Source organism: Trinickia sp. HAY1-2D, from assembly GCF_056754935.1.
Genome location: NZ_JBPGWX010000002.1, coordinates 3,585,007 through 3,602,574 on the forward strand (window position 1 = coordinate 3,585,007; position 17,568 = coordinate 3,602,574).

Annotated in this window: 17 protein-coding genes; 8 read left to right on the forward strand and 9 right to left on the reverse strand. The window is 64.9% G+C overall.

Annotated features, from left to right (window positions below):
* Positions 1-86 precede the first annotated feature (86 nt).
* From dacB to ACR9ZC_RS23750, 6 genes are all read left to right on the forward strand, one after another.
* Positions 87-1,697 carry a D-alanyl-D-alanine carboxypeptidase/D-alanyl-D-alanine endopeptidase gene (dacB, locus tag ACR9ZC_RS23725; RefSeq protein ID WP_481582131.1) on the forward strand — a complete coding sequence of 537 codons (1,611 nt, stop codon included), beginning with the start codon at positions 87-89 and terminating at the stop codon, positions 1,695-1,697.
* A 265-nt stretch (positions 1,698-1,962) separates the two neighbouring features.
* Positions 1,963-2,820 (forward strand): sterol desaturase family protein, encoded by an 858-nt coding sequence (locus tag ACR9ZC_RS23730; RefSeq protein ID WP_481582132.1) that lies wholly within the window; start codon positions 1,963-1,965, stop codon positions 2,818-2,820.
* 50 nt (positions 2,821-2,870) lie between these two features.
* Complete coding sequence (locus tag ACR9ZC_RS23735) at positions 2,871-4,010, forward strand: SGNH/GDSL hydrolase family protein (RefSeq protein ID WP_481582133.1); 1,140 nt, start codon at positions 2,871-2,873, stop codon at positions 4,008-4,010.
* Positions 4,011-4,243: 233 nt separating this feature from the next.
* A complete protein-coding gene (locus ACR9ZC_RS23740; RefSeq protein ID WP_481582134.1) occupies positions 4,244-4,861 on the forward strand; it encodes an NUDIX hydrolase in 618 nt (205 codons plus the stop codon).
* A complete protein-coding gene (locus ACR9ZC_RS23745) occupies positions 4,858-5,994 on the forward strand; it encodes an adenosylhomocysteinase (protein WP_481582135.1) in 1,137 nt (378 codons plus the stop codon). Before ACR9ZC_RS23740 ends, ACR9ZC_RS23745 begins: the two co-directional genes overlap by 4 nt.
* Positions 5,991-6,725, forward strand: coding sequence for an HD domain-containing protein (locus ACR9ZC_RS23750; RefSeq protein ID WP_481582136.1), 735 nt, complete (start codon positions 5,991-5,993; stop codon positions 6,723-6,725). The genes ACR9ZC_RS23745 and ACR9ZC_RS23750 overlap by 4 nt, the downstream gene beginning before the upstream one ends.
* Here ACR9ZC_RS23750 and ACR9ZC_RS23755 read toward each other — a convergent pair.
* The 9 genes from ACR9ZC_RS23755 to ACR9ZC_RS23795 form a co-directional block, all read right to left on the reverse strand.
* On the reverse strand, positions 6,667-7,716 hold the full coding sequence (locus tag ACR9ZC_RS23755) for an L-threonylcarbamoyladenylate synthase (protein ID WP_481582137.1): 1,050 nt from the start codon (positions 7,714-7,716) through the stop codon (positions 6,667-6,669). The two genes, ACR9ZC_RS23750 and ACR9ZC_RS23755, sit on opposite strands and share 59 nt — an antisense overlap.
* A 68-nt stretch (positions 7,717-7,784) precedes the next feature.
* A complete protein-coding gene (locus ACR9ZC_RS23760; protein WP_481582138.1) occupies positions 7,785-9,005 on the reverse strand; it encodes a 5-(carboxyamino)imidazole ribonucleotide synthase in 1,221 nt (406 codons plus the stop codon).
* A gap of 61 nt (positions 9,006-9,066) precedes the next feature.
* Complete coding sequence (gene purE, locus ACR9ZC_RS23765; RefSeq protein ID WP_481582139.1) at positions 9,067-9,594, reverse strand: 5-(carboxyamino)imidazole ribonucleotide mutase; 528 nt, start codon at positions 9,592-9,594, stop codon at positions 9,067-9,069.
* 61 nt (positions 9,595-9,655) lie between these two features.
* A complete protein-coding gene (locus ACR9ZC_RS23770; RefSeq protein WP_481582140.1) occupies positions 9,656-10,546 on the reverse strand; it encodes a phosphoribosylaminoimidazolesuccinocarboxamide synthase in 891 nt (296 codons plus the stop codon).
* Between the two features lie 145 nt (positions 10,547-10,691).
* Positions 10,692-11,756 (reverse strand): class II fructose-bisphosphate aldolase, encoded by a 1,065-nt coding sequence (fba, locus tag ACR9ZC_RS23775; protein WP_481582141.1) that lies wholly within the window; start codon positions 11,754-11,756, stop codon positions 10,692-10,694.
* Between the two features lie 237 nt (positions 11,757-11,993).
* A complete protein-coding gene (gene pyk / locus ACR9ZC_RS23780) occupies positions 11,994-13,430 on the reverse strand; it encodes a pyruvate kinase (protein WP_331572013.1) in 1,437 nt (478 codons plus the stop codon).
* 146 nt (positions 13,431-13,576) lie between these two features.
* Positions 13,577-14,770 (reverse strand): phosphoglycerate kinase, encoded by a 1,194-nt coding sequence (locus tag ACR9ZC_RS23785; RefSeq protein WP_481582142.1) that lies wholly within the window; start codon positions 14,768-14,770, stop codon positions 13,577-13,579.
* 175 nt (positions 14,771-14,945) lie between these two features.
* Entirely contained in the window at positions 14,946-15,269 is a 324-nt protein-coding gene (locus tag ACR9ZC_RS23790) for an AzlD domain-containing protein (RefSeq protein ID WP_331572017.1), read from the reverse strand.
* Positions 15,266-16,030 carry an AzlC family ABC transporter permease gene (locus tag ACR9ZC_RS23795; protein WP_481582143.1) on the reverse strand — a complete coding sequence of 255 codons (765 nt, stop codon included), beginning with the start codon at positions 16,028-16,030 and terminating at the stop codon, positions 15,266-15,268. The genes ACR9ZC_RS23790 and ACR9ZC_RS23795 overlap by 4 nt, the downstream gene beginning before the upstream one ends.
* 321 nt (positions 16,031-16,351) lie before the next feature.
* Between ACR9ZC_RS23795 and ACR9ZC_RS23800 the strand changes: the two genes are divergently transcribed.
* Both ACR9ZC_RS23800 and ACR9ZC_RS23805 read left to right on the forward strand, forming a co-directional pair.
* Positions 16,352-17,275, forward strand: a complete 924-nt coding sequence (locus tag ACR9ZC_RS23800) for a branched-chain amino acid transaminase (protein ID WP_481582144.1) — start codon at positions 16,352-16,354, stop codon at positions 17,273-17,275.
* A gap of 75 nt (positions 17,276-17,350) precedes the next feature.
* Positions 17,351-17,545, forward strand: coding sequence for a zinc-finger domain-containing protein (locus ACR9ZC_RS23805; RefSeq protein WP_481582145.1), 195 nt, complete (start codon positions 17,351-17,353; stop codon positions 17,543-17,545).
* Positions 17,546-17,568: the final 23 nt, after the last annotated feature.

A 17,568-nucleotide genomic window follows, 5' to 3' on the forward strand; every position in this document is an offset into this window, starting at 1 on the left:
GTGCATTGTAGCCGGCTCGCGTATCGTCGTGCCGCCCGCCCGGGGGCGCGCCGCTCTACAATGTCGGCTTTGTCCGACCGTTCGCCATGCCCTTCGTGCCTTTCATGACGATCGCCCCGCTCGCCGCACTGCTCAATCGGGTTTGCCGTCTCGCCCCGCCTTCGGTATTGCCCATCCGTCCGAAAGCGCCGCCCGCGCTCGTCCGGCCGCCGCGCCGCGCGCGGGCGTTCGCACGAAGCGCGGCCGCGCTCGGCGTGGCGATGAGCCTCGCCTTTGCCGCCGGTGCCGATGCCGAAGCGCGCACACTCAAGCACCGGCCGCACATCAACGTGAGCACCGAGTTGCCCGTCGCGGTCACGCGCGCGCTGGCCCGCGCTCACGTGCCGCTGAATTCGGTCAGCGTGGTGATCGAGCGCATCGGCAACCCGACGCCCGTCGTCGCGCTCAATGCCACCAAACCGATGCTGCCGGCGTCCACGATGAAACTCGTGACCACCTACGCCGGCCTCGCGATGCTCGGCCCCGACTACCGGTGGCGCACACGCGCCTACGCGGACGGCACGGTGGATGCGAGCGGCGTGCTGCACGGCGACCTCTACGTTCAAGGCACGGGCGATCCGAAGCTCGTGCCGGAAGAGCTCGTCGATCTCGTCGACAAGATCCGCAAGAACGGCATCACGGGCATCGACGGCGCGCTCGTGCTCGACAAGCGCTTTTTCGATCCGTCCACGCGCGATCTGCCGCCGTTCGACGAAGATGCGAACGCCCCGTACAACGTCGGGCCGGATCCGCTGCTCTATGCATTCAAGTCGCTGTCGTTCACGCTGACGCCGGCCGGCGACGGCGCTGTCGCGATCGACGTGCTGCCGCCGCTCGCTCAGCTCAAGGTCGACAATGCGCTGCGCGCAAGCCCGGGCCCGTGCGTGGGCGCGGCCGATGCGGTTACGCCGAACGTGACGCCGCAAGGCGACGGCACCGTCGAAGCGATGTTCGCGGGCAACTACCCTGCGCGTTGCGGCCCGCGTACGATCAACCTCGCGGTGCTCGATCACACGGCGTTTTTCGCGGGCGGCTTTCTCGCGCTATGGCGCCAGGCGGGCGGGACGTTCAAGGGCACCACGCATGAGGGCGCCGTCCCGTTCGGCGCACGGCTCGTGGGGACCCACCACGGCCCGCCGCTCGCGGACATCGTGCGCGACATCAACAAGTTCAGCAACAACGTGATGGCGCGCAATCTGTTTCTCACGATCGGCGCCGTTGCCAGCGAGCCGCCCGCCACCCCGCAAAAGTCGGCGGCGGCCATCGAGCGGTTTTTGCATTCGCACGGACTCTCGATGCCCGCATTGACGCTCGCCAACGGCTCGGGGCTCTCGCGGGACGAAGAGGTCAGCGCGCTGGGACTCGCCGAGCTGTTGCAAGCGGCGAACGCGAGCCCGGTCGCCCAGGTGTTCGTGGCTTCGTTGCCGATTGCGGGCGTCGACGGCACCATGCGCAACCGGCTACGCAACGAACCGGTCTTAGGCAATGCGCATATCAAGACCGGGACGCTGCGCGACGTGCGGGCAATCGCGGGCTATGTCGCCGCGGCCAACGGCGAAAGCTATGTCGTAGTGAGTCTGATCAACGACGAGCATGCCGCCGCAGCGCGCGAAGCCCACGACGCACTGCTCGAATGGGTTTATCGCGGATTGAAGTGAGCGCCGCCGCGGCCTCGACGCGCCCCGCACATCGGCCGACGCGTTTGCCGCACGCGGCTTCGACTCACCCGCGGCCCCTCCCCATTCGCTCGAATACTTCTTCTAAGATAAAGTGCGCCGCCTCGAGGGCCGAACGTGTAGGCTGTCGGGCAGCGATCGAGATGGCACGCGAGGATTCTTCCCGCCGTTCCGATCGACCGAAAAGGGGACAGCGGCGCTGACAGCGCTGCGGCAAAACCAAGCAAAAGAACAGGAGGAAGACGTCATGCAATTCGACGCCGAATTGCTCCTCATTGCCATGGCGCCCGTCTTTCTCGCATGTATCGGCTGGGAAGCGTGGCATATGGCGCGTACGCGGGCCGATGCGCGAATCTACAACTGGCGCGATACGCTTTGCAACGCGGCACTTGCGCTCATGCATCAAGGCGCCGACAAGCTCGCCTGGTTCGCCGTCGTGCCGATCTACGGCTACGTCTATACGCACTACAGGCTGCTGACCTGGGAACCCCGCGCATTCGCGTTCGCGGTGCTGTTCGTGGCACAAGACCTGCTCTATTACGTCTTCCATCGCATGAGCCACCGCGTCCGCTGGCTTTGGGCCGCGCATGTGGTGCATCACTCGTCGGAGCGGCTCAACTTGTCGACAGCGTTTCGTCAGAGTCTCATGTATCCCGTTGCGGGCATGTGGGTGTTCTGGCTACCGCTCGCGCTGATCGGATTTCCGCCCGCGCAGATCGTGGCCATCGTCCTCGTCAATCTCGCCTTTCAATTCTTCGTGCACACGCAGGCGTTCGGCCGGCTCGGCTGGCTCGGACTCGTGCTCAATACGCCGTCGACGCACCGCTGTCACCATGCGCGCAATCCACGCTACATCGATCGCAATTTCGCGGGCGTGCTCGTTATTTGGGACCGCATTTGCGGCAGCTATGTGACGGAAGATCCGGCGGACCCGCCCGAATATGGAATCGTGGACGGACCCACGACGTATAACCCGCTGAAGGCGACGTTTCACGAATGGGCATCGATGTTCGCCGATGTCGCCCGCGCCGACGGCGTTCGAAACAAGCTGCGCGTGCTCGTGGCACCGCCCGAGTGGAGCGCTGCGGTGCACTCGACACGCTAGCAGCCTGGCGCAGACTCAAGCCAAACCACACATACGAGGAGATGAAATCGATGGAACTCAGTCATAAAACGCAGCCGAAGCGCCTGTTGCGCGTGGCGCAAACCGCGCTTGCCGGTGTCGCATTCGCATTGCTCGTCGCGTGCGGCGGCGGAGGTGGCTCGAGCTCGCCAGCGAGTTCCACCCCGGCCGGCGGCGTGTCGTTGAAGGTCGTGTCGTTCGGCGACAGCCTGTCGGACGTCGGTACCTACGCCCCGTTCGCGAACGCGAACTTCGGCGGCGGCCGCTTCACGACGAATCCGGGGCAGGTCTGGACACAGAATGTCGCCAACTACTATGGCGATACGTTGACGACGGCGGTAACGGGCGGCTTCGGCCTGCCCACCACGTCCACGGGCGGCTTCGGCTACGCCCAGGGCGGCGCGCGCGTTTCGCTGCAGCCGGGCATCGGCTATCCGACGACGACGACGGTGCCGGTCGCGACGCAGGTGCAGAACTACCTGAGCCAGAAAGGTAGTTTCAATAGCGGGCAACTCGTGCTCGTACAGGGCGGCCCCAACGACATCATCATCGCGGCTCAGGCTATCGCTGCCGCGCCGACCAACCCGACCGTGATCGCACAGCAACAGGCCAACGTGGTATCGGCCGCCACGACGCTCGCGGGCGTAGTCGGCACGATCCTGCAAAACGGCGCAACGAAGGTCGTCGTGGTGAACGTACCCGACATCGGCAAGGCGCCGCTCGGCGTCGCCTCGTCGGACGGCGGTGCGCTGCTCACCGCGCTCAGCAGCGGCTTCAATACCGCCTTCAGCACGGCCCTGACCGCCACGGGGCTGATGAGCAAGGTCATCTTCGTGGATTCGTTCTCGTTCATCGACAGCGTCGTGGCGAGTGCGTCGGCGAACGGGTTCTCGGTTTCGAACAACGGCACGGCCTGCAACTTGACGGCGATGCAGACGAGTGCAACGAACTACGCGACGGCCAACCCCAGCGTGCTCCAGCCGGGCGAGACGCCGGCTCAGTTCGGTGCTTCGCTGGCCTCCTCGCTGTTTTGTTCGCCGCAGGTCTATACGACGGCCAACGCGGACCAGACCTACATGTTCGCCGACACGCTCCATCCGACCACGCGGTTGCATCTGCTGTTCGCTCAGCAAGTCGAAAAACAGATCGCCGCAGCAGGCATCGGCAAGTGATACGCAGGTGATCCGATCCGCCTGACGCAACCGTCGTCGCGTTCGAAGCAGGCAGTTTCGAACGCGACGACGGACGATCGTTGACAGTCTTATCAGAACTATTTACATTCCCCGCCTTATACCTAGCAGTCGATGACAGTCGGACAAACCGACGCAAGGAACGGCCCGCTCATTGCGGCGCTGTTTCCACCCAGCGTGATACCTCGAAGAGGCAAGCGATTGTTGGAGAAACAATGCTTGACCTGCCTCACTTTACTGTCGCGTCCGACAGGGCCGATGCATCGCCGCTGTTGCGCTGTGCATCCGATCCGCTCAGCCAGCTGATCCTCTACATTCGGGCAATGCCCGCCGAGATTTCGATTCTCGATCCCGTCGTCGCCGCGCTCACGCAAGGTCTGCCCTTGACCAGCCGAAAAACGTGGCCTGCGCATATCACGGCGAGCGCGATCGCGCTCCGGGAAGAGTCGGTTCTGGTCGTCCGGCACGAGACGCTCGGCAAATGGCTGCCACCCGGCGGCCACGTCGAGGAAGGCGAACATCCTGTTCGAGCTGCGTTGCGCGAGCTCACGGAGGAAACCGGATTTTCGTGCTCCGTGCATACTTGGCATCGCTTGCATCCTTTTCCGGTCGATGTCGACGTGCACGAAATTCCATCGAACCCTGCGAAACGCGAACCCGCCCATCTGCACATCGATTTTCGATATCTGATAGACGTCGGCGCACGCACGAGCGCGTCCGAGATGGAATGCGAGTATCGGAGCATTGCCGCGATCGACGAGCCCAATCTGCGCTTGCTGTTCGCCAAGCTCGGCCGTATGGGTCTCGCCCAGGTGGAGGCCGAAGCGCGATGAGCAGGCAGTTCTTCTCGATGATGCTGCAGCACGTGCCGGCCGACGTTGAGTCGATCGTCATCGTCACTCACCTCGTTCCCGATGCGGATGAATTCGTGCTGGCGCTCAATGACAAGGTCCCCGTTTCGGCTGTCATCCCCAAACCGAGCTCCTTGAATCGAAGCGTGCTTTCGAAGATTCAGCGCGATGTGCCGGTCTTGAACTACAGCAGGCGCACGATCGCCTCGCAGCCGGCCGCCTTTCTGAACGACCTGAAAAAACGCGTCTGCGACAAAAGATTCGCCATCATCGATACGGGCGGCTATTTTTCCCACGTCCTCGACGACATGGCGAAGCCCAACGAATTCAACCTGGCCGGAATCGTCGAGGATACGGAAAACGGCCATAAAAAATACGAGTCGTTCCTGGCAAGCAACGACGAGCGCCGCGAGCTCCCTTTTCCGATTCTCTCCGTCGCCCGCAGCAAGCTCAAGGAGCCGGAAGATTTCCTCGTCGGCCAGGCCGTCGTTTTTTCCGCCGATGCTCTGCTGCGCGAGTGCGGCATCTTGTTGACGGGCAAGCAGGCCGCCGTGCTGGGTTACGGAAAAATCGGAAGCAGCATCGCAGCGAACCTGCGCGCGAAAGGCGTCCGGGTGGACGTGCACGACTCCAACCCGGTCAGGCAGGCACTCGCGTGTGCGCACGGATACAGCTTGCGCAGCCGGGCAGCCGTGCTGAGTCAGGCCGACGTGATTTTCGGGGCGACGGGAAACAAATCGGTTCGCGCAGCCGATATCGACGCCATGAAGGAAGGCGCCTTCATTTTCACGGCCACATCAGGCGACGACGAGATCGACGGCTACGACGATATTCTTGCGCGCCGCAAGCCGTCGCCGCTTCATCCGCGCGTTTGCGCACTCGCATCGCCCAAGGGGGCGACCTATCTGTGCAACGACGGCAACGCCATCAACTTCATGCATGGCGGCGTCCTCGGTCCATTTATCAAGCTGGTCCAGGCTGAATTGATCTTCGCGCTTTCTCAGCTCGACACCGCGCATCGCGGCCGCATTCGCCACCTCAGCGACGAATCCAAGCGGTTCATCGCCGATCTCTGGCTGTCTCATTTCCACCCTCCCCGCCTGAACGAGCAATGAGTCCAACCCACATATTTTCGTCGTCCGCTTCGATTCAACCGGTCATCGAGGCACTCCGGGGCGAACTGAGAACGACGTTCGACCAAAGCATCGTGGCGCACGATATCGCGCATCTGGATCGCGTCGTATGCAACGCCGCTCAGATCTGCGATACCGAACCGGATGCCGATCGCTTCGTCGTCGCCATCGCGGCACTACTGCATGACTTTCATCGCGTGCTCGAGAAGCAGCACCGTCGCCATGTCACGCCAGAAGAAGCCGAACCGGAATTGCGGCGTTGGATAGCGGCCTCGACGCTCGTTCCGGCGAGCGCTATCGATCGCATCTGCGCGGCCGTCAATTTCACCGAGTACTACCGTTGCGCAGGCCACGATATCGAATCGATGGCGCCTTCGCTCGAAGCGCGGATCGTCCGCGATGCGGACATGCTCGATGCGCTCGGGGCCGTCGGCATCGCCCGCGCGTTCATGTTCGGCGGCTATCTGGGAGAGCCGATGTGGGTCGACACAGACCCATCGTCACTGGGCGGAACGTTCGTTCCCGGCAAGGCCACGTCGGTGGTTCACCACTTCCACGAAAAGCTCTTCCGGCTCGAATCGGAGATGCTCACGCATCGCGGCAAAGTCCTCGCCCGCGCGAGGACTGAATACATGCGCAGCTTTCTGGACACGCTCATGGCGGACTTGCGCCCGCCTCGAACGCGGCGGCAGCCCGGCCCAACCGATCGTTGACGGCAATCCATTCGGCCGTCTCCGGCAGCTTTTCCACCAAAATCCGCGTGACGTCCGCACGGTCCAGCGCCCGCAGCAAGCCGTAAAGCTCGCGCGCATAGACGTGTGGATCTTCCGGCGCGGCCACGAAATGCACGCCGGCCGCGTCGGCCCATGCACCGGCACTCGAGGTGCGCGCCACGAGCGCAATATGCGCGCTCTCGTTGCGCGCGCCTTCGAGCAGCGGCACCAATGCCTCGAAAGCAGCCAGCGTGAGCGGCGTACGCGGCGCGTAGTGCGCTTTGAGCGTACCCGAGGCGCGCGGTGCCGTTGCATCGCTGCCGTCAGCCAGACGCGGGGCCACGCCGAGTACATCGGCAATGTCGACAGGCGTCACGCGCCCGGGCCGCAGCAGCGCGGGAAACCCACGCGACAAATCGAGGATCGTCGACTCGATGCCGACGTCGCACGCGCCGCCGTCGAGGACGTAGACGCTATCGCCGAATTCTTCGCGCACGTGCTGCGCCGTCGTCGGGCTTACGTGACCGAACCGGTTCGCCGACGGAGCCGCGACACCGCCGTGGCCCGCCCGGCGCGCGTCGAACGCGTCGAGCAGCGCCTGCGCCACCGGATGCGAAGGCGCCCGCAGGCCGACTGTGTCCTGACCGCCGCTCACGGCCGCGGGTATGTGCGCCGCGCGCTTCAGGATCAGCGTGAGCGGCCCCGGCCAGAACGCGTCGATGAGCCGTTTGGCGTCGTCCGGCAGTGCGTCGACCCAGTATTGCGGATCGCCGTTGGGACCTAGATGAACGATGACGGGGTGATTGGACGGCCGCCCCTTCGCCGCATAGATTCGGGCCACCGCCGCCGGGTCCTGCGCATCGCCGCCGAGCCCATACACGGTCTCCGTCGGAAAGGCGACAAGCTGCCCCGCGGCGAGCAGCGTGGCGGCCTCTTCGATTCGCTCGGCCGCAACGGCGGACACGGGAGACTGTGGCGGGCGGGGTGACATCGCGAGGCGACTTCCTGGTATGGCTTGCAGCTTGTCTGGGGCGGGTTCGATTCGACGACGGCCGGCCCTCAGCGGAGCGGGATATGCATGAGACGCGCGCAATCTCGCGCCGCGGTGCGCGCTTCGTCGAGCGTCGCGGCCGTGAAATTGATGTGTCCCATTTTGCGGCCCGGCCGGGCTTCCTCCTTGCCGTAAAGATGCAGCCGCGCCGTCGGCATGGCGGCCACGTCGTGCCAGGGCGGCGTCACCGGCGTAGTCGTGCCGGCGCCGGCGGTACCGGTGGGGCCGCTGCCCGCAAACCAGACGTCGCCGAGTATGTTGAGCATGACCGCCGGCGAATGCTGACGCGGATCGCCGAGCGGCATGCCCGTCATCGCGCGCACCTGTTGCTCGAACTGGCTCGCCGCGCAGGCGTCGACCGTGTAGTGCCCGGAGTTATGCGGCCGCGGTGCCATTTCGTTGGCAACGAGCGAACCGTCTTCGAGCACGAAGAACTCGACGCACAACACACCGACATAGCCGAGCGCCTCGGCGATTCGCCGGGCCGCCTGCTGAGCGCGCTCGACGAGCGCGGCCGGTGCGTCGGGCGCGGGCACCATCGTCAGCGCGAGCACGCCATGACGGTGGATGTTCTGCGCGAGCGGATAAACGGCCGTCGCCCCACCGGCGCCGCGCGCGACGAGCGCCGACACCTCGAACTTGAGCGGCAGCAGCTTTTCGAGCACGCAGGGCACGCCCGAGAGCTCACTGTACGCATCGCGCACCGCCTCGGCGCTCGTCACGCGGACTTGCCCTTTGCCGTCGTAGCCCAGGCGTGCCGTCTTGAGAATGCCCGGGAGTACGGCCTCGAGTTCCGCGTCGGACAGTGCCGCGAGCGCCTCCTGCGATTCGATGACGACATGGGGCGCCACCGGCACGCCGCAGCTTTCGATGAAGCGCTTTTCGGCGATGCGGTTCTGCGCGATGGCAACGCAGCGTCCGGCAGGGCTCACGAACGTGCTGCGCCCGAGAAAATCGAGGCTGGCGGCCGGCACGTTCTCGAATTCGGTCGAGACCGCCGCGCACAGGCGCGCAAGCTCGGTCAGCGCCGCCTCGTCGGTGTAGGCGGCGCGCAGATGCCGATCGGCCACGCGGCCGGCCGGACTGGATTCGTCCGGGTCGAGCACGGCGACACGGTAGCCCATCGCCTGCGCGGCGAAGCAGAACATGCGGCCGAGCTGGCCGCCACCGACCATGCCGAGCCACGCGCCGGGCAGAATCGGAGAAACAGGGGTCATGTCAGGACTCATTTCAGTGGTGTGATCTCACGCGCAGCGCGCGGGCGTCGGCATCTGGCTATATCGATCGATCTCAAAGCGGGGGCAGCACCATCGCGCGGGCCGCTTCGTTCTGGCGCTCGCGAAATGCCGCTAAACGCTTCGCGTAGTCGTCCGAGGTGCCCGCCAATACGGCGACGGCAAACAGCGCCGCATTGGCCGCGCCGGCTTCACCGATCGCGAACGTCGCCACCGGTACGCCCTTGGGCATCTGCACGATCGAATGCAGCGAATCGACCCCCTTCAGATACCGGCTCGCCACGGGCACCCCGAGCACGGGCACCGTCGTCTTCGCGGCGAGCATCCCCGGCAGATGCGCCGCGCCCCCCGCGCCGGCGATGATCGCGCGCAAGCCGCGCGCGCGGGCCGCTTCCGCGTAGGCGAACATTTCGTCGGGCATGCGGTGCGCCGAGACGACGCGCGCTTCGTACGGTATGCCGAACTCCTGCAAAATCGAGACGGCGTGTTTCATCACCTCCCAATCGGAGCTCGAGCCCATCACGACGCCGACGAGCGGCGCCGCATGCGTATGGGTGGGATCGGTCTTGACTGCTTCGCTCATCGTGCGCGGTTCCTTCGCTTGCGTCCAATCAATCACATGTCGTTCGACTGCGGCACGGCGCTCACGCGAGCTTTTGCCCTGTCAGACGCTCGAGCGCTTCACGGTATTTCTCGCTCGTCTTCGCGACCACATCGGCCGGCAGTTTCGGTGCCGGCGCCGTCTTGTTCCAGGGTTGCGTCTCGAGCCAGTCGCGCACGAACTGCTTGTCGAACGACGGCGGATTGCTGCCCACCTGGTACTGATCGGCGGGCCAGAAGCGCGACGAATCGGCCGTGAGCGCCTCGTCCATCAGGTAAAGCTTCCCGTGGTTGTCGAGCCCGAATTCGAACTTGGTATCGGCGATGATGATGCCGCGCGTCGCCGCATACTCCGATGCTTCCTGGTAGAGCTTGATCGAAATGTCGCGGATCGTCGCCGATAGTTCGGTGCCGATGCGCCGCTCCATCTCGTCGAACGTGATGTTTTCGTCATGATGCCCGAGCTCGGCTTTGGCCGCCGGCGTGAAGATCGGCTCGGGCAGCTTCTGCGCATTGGACAGGCCCGCCGGGAGCGCGACGCCGCACACCGAGCCCGTCGCCTGATAATCCTTCCAGCCGCTGCCGGCCAGATAGCCGCGCACGACCGCCTCGACGAGAATCGGCTCGAGACGCTTCACCACGATCGCACGCCCCTTCACCTGCTCCACCTCGTCAGGCGCGACCACGCTTTCGGGTGCGACACCGGTCAGATGATTCGGCACGATATGCGCGAGACGCTCGAACCAGAAGTTGGCCATCTGGTTCAGCACGCGGCCCTTGTCGGGAATCGGCTCGCCCAACACGACATCGAACGCCGACAGGCGATCGGTCGTGACGATGAGCAGGCGATCGGCACCGACCGCATAGTTGTCGCGGACTTTCCCACGGCCAAGAAGGGGCAGCGAGCGAAGCGAGGATTCGTAGAGGGTAGACATCGTCGTGGACCGTCAGTCGTCAATAGGAGTACAGATCAATACAGCGTCCCGCCGAACAGCATGGAAAAGCGTGACTCGAACAAAATGCAAACGCCGTTCCCATCGATGCAGCGGGAACGGCGAGGCGTCGATACTACCGTCCGGCTCAGCGCACGACTTGCGCCAGCTCGCCGGACTTGTACCGCTCGGCGATCTTCTCGAGCGGCAGCGGCTTGATCTTCGCTGCCTGCCCCTCGCAGCCGAATGCGCGATAGCGATCCACGCAGATCTTCTTCGCGGCCTCGCGGGCGGGTTTCAGGTAGTCGCGCGGATCGAACTTGCCCGGGTTCTCGAACAGATAGCGTCGGATCGCACCGGTGATCGCAAGGCGCAGGTCAGTATCGATATTGACCTTGCGCACGCCGTGCTTGATACCTTCCTGGATCTCTTCGACGGGCACGCCGTAGGTTTCCTTCATGTCGCCGCCGAATTCGCGAATCTCCGCGAGCAGCTCCTGCGGCACCGACGACGAACCGTGCATGACGAGGTGCGTATTCGGAATGCGCGCGTGGATCTCCTTGATGCGATCGATCGCGAGGATATCGCCGGTCGGCTTCTTCGTGAACTTGTAGGCGCCGTGCGAGGTACCGATGGCGATGGCCAAGGCGTCGCATTGCGTTTGCTTCACGAAATCGGCAGCCTGCTCGACATCCGTCAGCAACTGCTCGCGCGTCATCGTGCCTTCGGCGCCGTGGCCGTCTTCCTTGTCGCCCTTCATCGTTTCGAGTGACCCGAGCACGCCCAGCTCCGCCTCGACCGTGACGCCGATGGCATGCGCCATTTCGACGACCTTGCGCGACACGTCGACGTTGTACTCGTACGAGGCGACGGTCTTGCCGTCGGCCTGCAGCGAGCCGTCCATCATGACGCTCGTGAAACCGCTGCGGATCGCGGCCATGCAGACGGCCGGCGATTGCCCATGGTCCTGATGCATGACGATGGGAATGTGCGGGTACGATTCGATGGCAGCTTCGATCAGATGGCGCAAAAACGGTTCGCCGGCGTATTTGCGTGCACCGGCCGAGGCCTGCATGATGACCGGCGCGCCGACCTCGTCCGCCGCCGCCATGATGGCCTGGACCTGCTCCAGGTTGTTCACGTTGAACGCGGGTAGGCCGTAGCCATGCTCGGCCGCATGGTCCAGCAGTTGACGCATTGATACGAGAGGCATGCTGAGTACTCCTTGAGATGAAAACCGGGTGCTCGTAGCGGCACTTATTGTGCGAATGTGCGCGATTTTATCGCGAAGCGGGTCGGGTCCCGTAGTTTCGGGCCGGATTGTGTCCGCCCACCACGAACGACTGGCGGCCACGCGAGCCCGGGCGGCGCCGCCAAAAAGCGGCCAGCGGCGCGCAATCCGCGCTGCCACTGCCCGCATTCTGCGCATTCGGCGGCATGCGGCCAGGCGCTACGCCGGGTCGCCGACACGCACGATCTTGAGTGTATTGGTACCGCCCGCCTGCCCCATCGGCTCGCCCACCGTCAGCACCACCATGTCGCCGCGCGAAGCGAAGCCCTTCGAGACCACGACCTCCACGGCCTGCTTGAGCGCCTGGTCGCGGTCGCTGTTCGGCTCGATGGCCAGCGGCGTCACGTTGCGGAACAACGCCATCGCGCGCTCGCTCGCCACGCGCGAGGTCAACGCGAAGATCGGGACGTGGGTCCAATGGCGCGAGAGCCACAAGGCCGTCGCGCCCGATTCGGTCAACGCGACGATCGCCTTCGCGCCAAGATGGTAGGCCGTGAACAGTGCGCCCATGGCGATCGACTGGTCGATGCGCGTAAACGTCCGATCGAGAAAGTCGCGATCGAGCTCGACGTGCTCGGATTTTTCGGCTTCGATGCAAATCGCCGCCATCGCCTCGATCGTCTGCACCGGATACTTGCCGGCGGCCGTTTCGGCCGACAGCATGACGGCATCGGTCCCATCCAGCACGGCATTGGCGACGTCGGACACTTCCGCGCGGGTCGGCACGGGCGCGTAGATCATCGACTCCATCATCTGCGTGGCCGTGATCACGAGCTTGTTCGACTCCCGAGCCATGCGGATCATGCGCTTTTGCAAGGCCGGCACCGCCGCGTTGCCCACTTCGACCGCCAGATCGCCGCGCGCGACCATGATGCCGTCCGACGCGTCGAGAATGCCCTGCAGTGCCGGAATCGCTTCCGCGCGCTCGATCTTCGCGATCATCTTCGGCTTGATGCCGTACGGCATGCCGGCGATGTTCGCGAGCTGGCGGGCCATTTCCATGTCCGTCGCGTTCTTCGGGAACGATACTGCGATGTACTCGACGCCGATGGCCATCGCCGTGCGGATGTCCTCCATGTCTTTCGCCGTCAGCGCGGGCGCGGTGAGGCCGCCGCCCTGGCGATTGATACCCTTGTTGTTCGAAAGCTCGCCGCCCACCTTGACGATGGTGTGAATCTCTTCGCCGACGACACGCGACACCGTCAGGACGATCAAGCCGTCGTTCAGCAGCAGCACATCGCCCGCTCTCAGGTCGCGCGGCAGATCGCGGTAATCGAGCCCGACGCGCTCCTCGTTGCCGAGTTCGCAATTCGCATCGAGGATGAACGGGCTGCCGGCCGTGAGCTGCACCTTGCCGTTTTCGAATCGGCCGACGCGGATTTTCGGACCCTGCAGATCGGCCATGATGGCGACTTCCCGCCCCGTCTTGCGGGCCGCTTCGCGCACGTGCTCGGCGCGCTCGCGATGGTCGTCCGCCGTGCCGTGCGAAAAGTTCAGGCGCACCACGTCGAGACCCGCCTGCATCATCTGCAGCAGGACTTCCGGCGAACTCGATGCCGGGCCGATAGTGGCGACAATCTTGGTGGCGCGATGCATGTAACTCCTCGTCTGGGTTGAGTCGTTGGTTGATCGCTGCGAGTTGGCGCTATACGTCGGCGCCACGCGCATCGGCGTGGGCGCTGGGTCGCGCGCCGGCTCGAACCGGCGTCGCTTTGTCAAAATCCGATTCCCGAGGCGCCCTGTCAGGCGCGCGACTCGAGTACCTCGACCGCCGGCAGCGTCTTGCCCTCGAGGAACTCGAGGAATGCGCCGCCGCCCGTCGAGATGTAGCTCACCTTGTCGTGAATGCCGTACTTCGCGATGGCAGCCAGCGTATCGCCACCGCCCGCGATCGAAAACGCCGACGAATGCGCGATCGCCTCGGCGAGCGTCTTCGTGCCGTTGCCGAACTGGTCGAACTCGAACACGCCGACCGGACCGTTCCAGACGATCGTCCCGGCGTTGGCAAGCTGTGAAGCGAGCGCGCGGGCCGTTTGCGGACCGATGTCGAGAATCATGTCGTCGGCCTCGATCTGCGCGACGGGCTTCGTCGTGGCCGCGGCCGTCGCCGCGAACTGCTTCGCCGTGACGACGTCGCTCGGGATCGGCACGGATGCGCCGCGCGCACGCGCCGCGTCGATGATCGCCTTCGCTTCTTCGACGAGATCCGGTTCGGCGAGCGACTTGCCGATCGGCAGCCCCGCCGCCAGCATGAACGTGTTCGCGATGCCGCCGCCGACGATCAACTGATCGACCTTTTCGGCGAGCGATTTCAGAATCGTCAGCTTCGTCGACACCTTCGAGCCCGCCACGATCGCCACGAGCGGCCGTTTCGGGTTGCCCAGCGCCTTGCCGAGCGCATCGAGTTCCGCCGCAAGCAGCGGGCCCGCGCACGCGATCGGCGCGTACTTCGCGATGCCGTGCGTCGTCGCCTCGGCGCGATGCGCGGTGCCGAACGCGTTGTTGACGTAAATGTCGCAAAGCTTCGCCATCTTTTGCGCGAGCTCGTCCGAATTCTTCTTCTCGCCCTTGTTCACGCGGCAATTTTCGAGCAGCACGAGCTGACCCGGCGCGACGTTCACGCCGTTCTCGACCCAGTTGGCGACGAGCGGCACCTCGCGGCCCAGCAACTCGGAGAGGCGCTTCGCGACGGGCGCGAGCGAATCCTCCGGCTTGAACTCGCCTTCGGTCGGGCGCCCGAGGTGCGAGGTGACCATCACCGCGGCGCCGGCCTCGAGCGCGGCCCGGATGGCCGGCACCGACGCGCGCACGCGGGTGTCTTCGGTGATGTTGCCGTGCTCGTCCTGCGGCACGTTGAGATCGGCGCGGATGAACACGCGTTTGCCGGACAGCTTGCCGTTCGCGATCAGATCGGTAAGACGCAATACTTGGCTCATGGGGATATTCGCTTGCGAAGTGGGTTGCGGGCGGGCATTGCGAAACGTGCGCGCGCCGCCGATATCCCTGGCGCGCGCGACGCGGCAAACGTGCATTTTAGCCGATCGACCCGCCCGGCCCCGCCCCGAAATCGAATTCGCCGAATTTTTGGGGCCGTGTTTGCGGGCGGAACCGTTACGCCAAGAGCCGCAGGACCGTGAAGACGAGCATGCCGACGACGATGGTGCCAAGCATGCTGCGACGCCAGAGGAACCACGCCAGCCCCGCCAGCGTGCCGTAAAGCGGCTGATTCGACAACGCGAGCGAAACGCCGTGCGGCGTTTCGAGGACTTCGGGCACGACTACGGCGACGAGCGCGGCGGCCGGAGCGTAGCGCAGCGCGCGCTGCAAGCGCTCGGGCAGCACACCGCGCTCGCCGCCGAGCAGAAAGAAGGCGCGCGTGGCCGCCGTCACGAGCGTCATGCCCGCGACGACGAGCCAGATCTGGAACGTGCTCATCGCACGCGCTCCTTGCGTGGCGCGGCCGCGCGGGTCGTGCGTGCCGTGCGCGCATCGGCGCGCTGGACGAGAAACTCCGCCACGCTGCCCGCCCCGAGCGCGGCCAGCACCGCGAGCGGCAAGCCGAGCCGATACGGCAGGTCGGCCGTGGCAAGCGCGACGATGGCGGCTACCGCGACAGCGGCCGCCATCGAGCGATTCGAGACCGCGGACACGATGAGCGGCACGAGCGCGAGCGTGCCGGCGAGGCCGAGCCCCCAGTCATCGGGCACGAAGCTCGCCAGCACGATTCCGGCGACCGACGAAATCTGCCAGGACACCCAGCTCGAGGCCGCCATGCCCCAGAAATAGGCTTCCTTGCCCGGCACATAGCCGTTCGCAAACGCCTTTTTCTGAAACAGCAGATAAACGACGTCGCCATTGAAATACCCGAGCGCGAGCCGCCGCCCGAACGACAGATACGAGAAATGGGGAACGAGACCCGCGCTGAAGATCAGGAACCGCAGGTTCACCATGGTCGCCGTGAGCAGCACGGTCCAGATGGGGAGTTTCGCCGCGATGAGCGGCAGCACGGCGAGCTGCGACGAACCGGCATATACGAGGACCGACATTACGATCGCCTGGCGAACCGTGAGTACCGACTTGCTCATCGCGACGCCCGTCACGAGCCCCCACGAGCAAATCGCCATCAGAAACGGAGAATAGTCGCGCAGGCCATCTCGAAAAGCGGCGCGGTCAGTGGGCGAGAAGCGAGCGAACATGTCGGCAATGCGCCACCCGGCGCCGGGCGGCAATCAGTGTGCGAGGCGCGGTGGGGTGCATCGGCGCACCGGCGCTCCCGCGAAATGGGGCAAGCGCTCGATTATAGAGGGGCGGCGCCAAATTGACCGATACGCTGCCCCTCGGCTCGGCCATAACAGTTGCCAATATCGAACCCCCGAGGCAAACCGGGTGCCCAATGCCGGCTGCCGCGCGATTCAGGGCCTGCGCCGCGGAAAACTGGCTTAGAGCCGCGCCGAAAAAAACGCTAAAATAGCGCCCTTATCGCAAAAAGCCCGTTTCAGGGCCGCTAGGAGATTCGTATGTCAATGGCCGACCGCGACGGCAAAATCTGGATGGACGGCAAGCTGATCGAGTGGCGCGACGCGACGATCCACGTCCTCACTCATACGCTGCACTACGGAATGGGCGTTTTCGAGGGCGTGCGCGCATACAAGACCGCCGATGGCAGCACCGCGATTTTCCGGCTGAAGGAGCATACGAAGCGCCTCTTCAATTCGGCCAAGATTTTCCAGATGGATGTGCCGTTCGACCGCGAGACCCTCTCGGCCGCGCAATGCGAGGTCGTGCGCGCCAACGGGCTCGAATCGGCCTATGTGCGGCCCATCGTCTGGGTCGGCTCGGAAAAGCTCGGCGTCTCGGCGCGCGGCAATACCATCCACGTCGCGATCGCGGCGTGGCCGTGGGGCGCCTATCTGGGCGAGGAAGGCATCGCCAAGGGCATCCGCGTGAAGACCTCGTCGTTCACGCGCCACCATGTGAATGTTTCCATGGTCCGCGCCAAGGCCTCGGGCTGGTATGTGAACTCGATTCTCGCGAATCAGGAAGCCACCGCGGACGGCTACGACGAGGCACTGCTGCTCGACGTCGACGGCTATGTGTCGGAAGGCTCGGGCGAGAACTTCTTCCTCGTGAACAACGGCAAGCTCTACACGCCCGATCTCTCGTCGTGCCTGGACGGGATCACGCGCGACACGATCATCACGCTCGCGCGCGAAGCCGGCATCGAAGTCATCGAAAAACGGATCACGCGCGACGAAGTCTATACCGCCGAGGAAGCGTTCTTCACGGGTACCGCGGCCGAAGTCACGCCGATCCGCGAACTCGACAACCGGACGATCGGCACGGGCTCGCGCGGGCCCATCACGGAGAAGCTGCAGTCCGCGTTCTTCGACATCGTCGCCGGCAAGAACGCCAAATACGCGCAGTGGCTCACGAAAATCTGATGTATGCCCTGCTGCGGCGGCTCGCCGAGCGCGGCAGGCGCCAAACACACATCGCATAACGAAAATCGTCCTCATATGAGCGCAATCAAGGAAATGCCGCTGGTCGAGCTCTCGGCCAAGGATCTGCCCGCGTACTGCCCGAACCCGGCGATGGCGCGCTGGAGCGCGCATCCGCGCGTTTTCATCGACGTGTCGCACGGCGAAGCGCGCTGCCCGTACTGCGGCACGCGCTACAAGCTGCGCGACGGGGAAGTCGTCAAAGGGCATTGATCGATCCTGCACGGGCTCGCATC

What these genes read in the sequence shown, in the direction of transcription:
- dacB (WP_481582131.1), top strand. Translation starts at nt 87, where the DNA reads ATGCCCTTCGTGCCTTTCATGACGATCGCCCCGCTCGCCGCACTGCTC.
- ACR9ZC_RS23730 (WP_481582132.1), top strand. Translation starts at nt 1,963, where the DNA reads ATGCAATTCGACGCCGAATTGCTCCTCATTGCCATGGCGCCCGTCTTT.
- ACR9ZC_RS23735 (WP_481582133.1), top strand. Translation starts at nt 2,871, where the DNA reads ATGGAACTCAGTCATAAAACGCAGCCGAAGCGCCTGTTGCGCGTGGCG.
- ACR9ZC_RS23740 (WP_481582134.1), top strand. Translation starts at nt 4,244, where the DNA reads ATGCTTGACCTGCCTCACTTTACTGTCGCGTCCGACAGGGCCGATGCA.
- ACR9ZC_RS23745 (WP_481582135.1), top strand. Translation starts at nt 4,858, where the DNA reads ATGAGCAGGCAGTTCTTCTCGATGATGCTGCAGCACGTGCCGGCCGAC.
- ACR9ZC_RS23750 (WP_481582136.1), top strand. Translation starts at nt 5,991, where the DNA reads ATGAGTCCAACCCACATATTTTCGTCGTCCGCTTCGATTCAACCGGTC.
- ACR9ZC_RS23755 (WP_481582137.1), bottom strand. Translation starts at nt 7,716, where the DNA reads ATGTCACCCCGCCCGCCACAGTCTCCCGTGTCCGCCGTTGCGGCCGAG.
- ACR9ZC_RS23760 (WP_481582138.1), bottom strand. Translation starts at nt 9,005, where the DNA reads ATGAGTCCTGACATGACCCCTGTTTCTCCGATTCTGCCCGGCGCGTGG.
- purE (WP_481582139.1), bottom strand. Translation starts at nt 9,594, where the DNA reads ATGAGCGAAGCAGTCAAGACCGATCCCACCCATACGCATGCGGCGCCG.
- ACR9ZC_RS23770 (WP_481582140.1), bottom strand. Translation starts at nt 10,546, where the DNA reads ATGTCTACCCTCTACGAATCCTCGCTTCGCTCGCTGCCCCTTCTTGGC.
- fba (WP_481582141.1), bottom strand. Translation starts at nt 11,756, where the DNA reads ATGCCTCTCGTATCAATGCGTCAACTGCTGGACCATGCGGCCGAGCAT.
- pyk (WP_331572013.1), bottom strand. Translation starts at nt 13,430, where the DNA reads ATGCATCGCGCCACCAAGATTGTCGCCACTATCGGCCCGGCATCGAGT.
- ACR9ZC_RS23785 (WP_481582142.1), bottom strand. Translation starts at nt 14,770, where the DNA reads ATGAGCCAAGTATTGCGTCTTACCGATCTGATCGCGAACGGCAAGCTG.
- ACR9ZC_RS23790 (WP_331572017.1), bottom strand. Translation starts at nt 15,269, where the DNA reads ATGAGCACGTTCCAGATCTGGCTCGTCGTCGCGGGCATGACGCTCGTG.
- ACR9ZC_RS23795 (WP_481582143.1), bottom strand. Translation starts at nt 16,030, where the DNA reads ATGTTCGCTCGCTTCTCGCCCACTGACCGCGCCGCTTTTCGAGATGGC.
- ACR9ZC_RS23800 (WP_481582144.1), top strand. Translation starts at nt 16,352, where the DNA reads ATGTCAATGGCCGACCGCGACGGCAAAATCTGGATGGACGGCAAGCTG.
- ACR9ZC_RS23805 (WP_481582145.1), top strand. Translation starts at nt 17,351, where the DNA reads ATGAGCGCAATCAAGGAAATGCCGCTGGTCGAGCTCTCGGCCAAGGAT.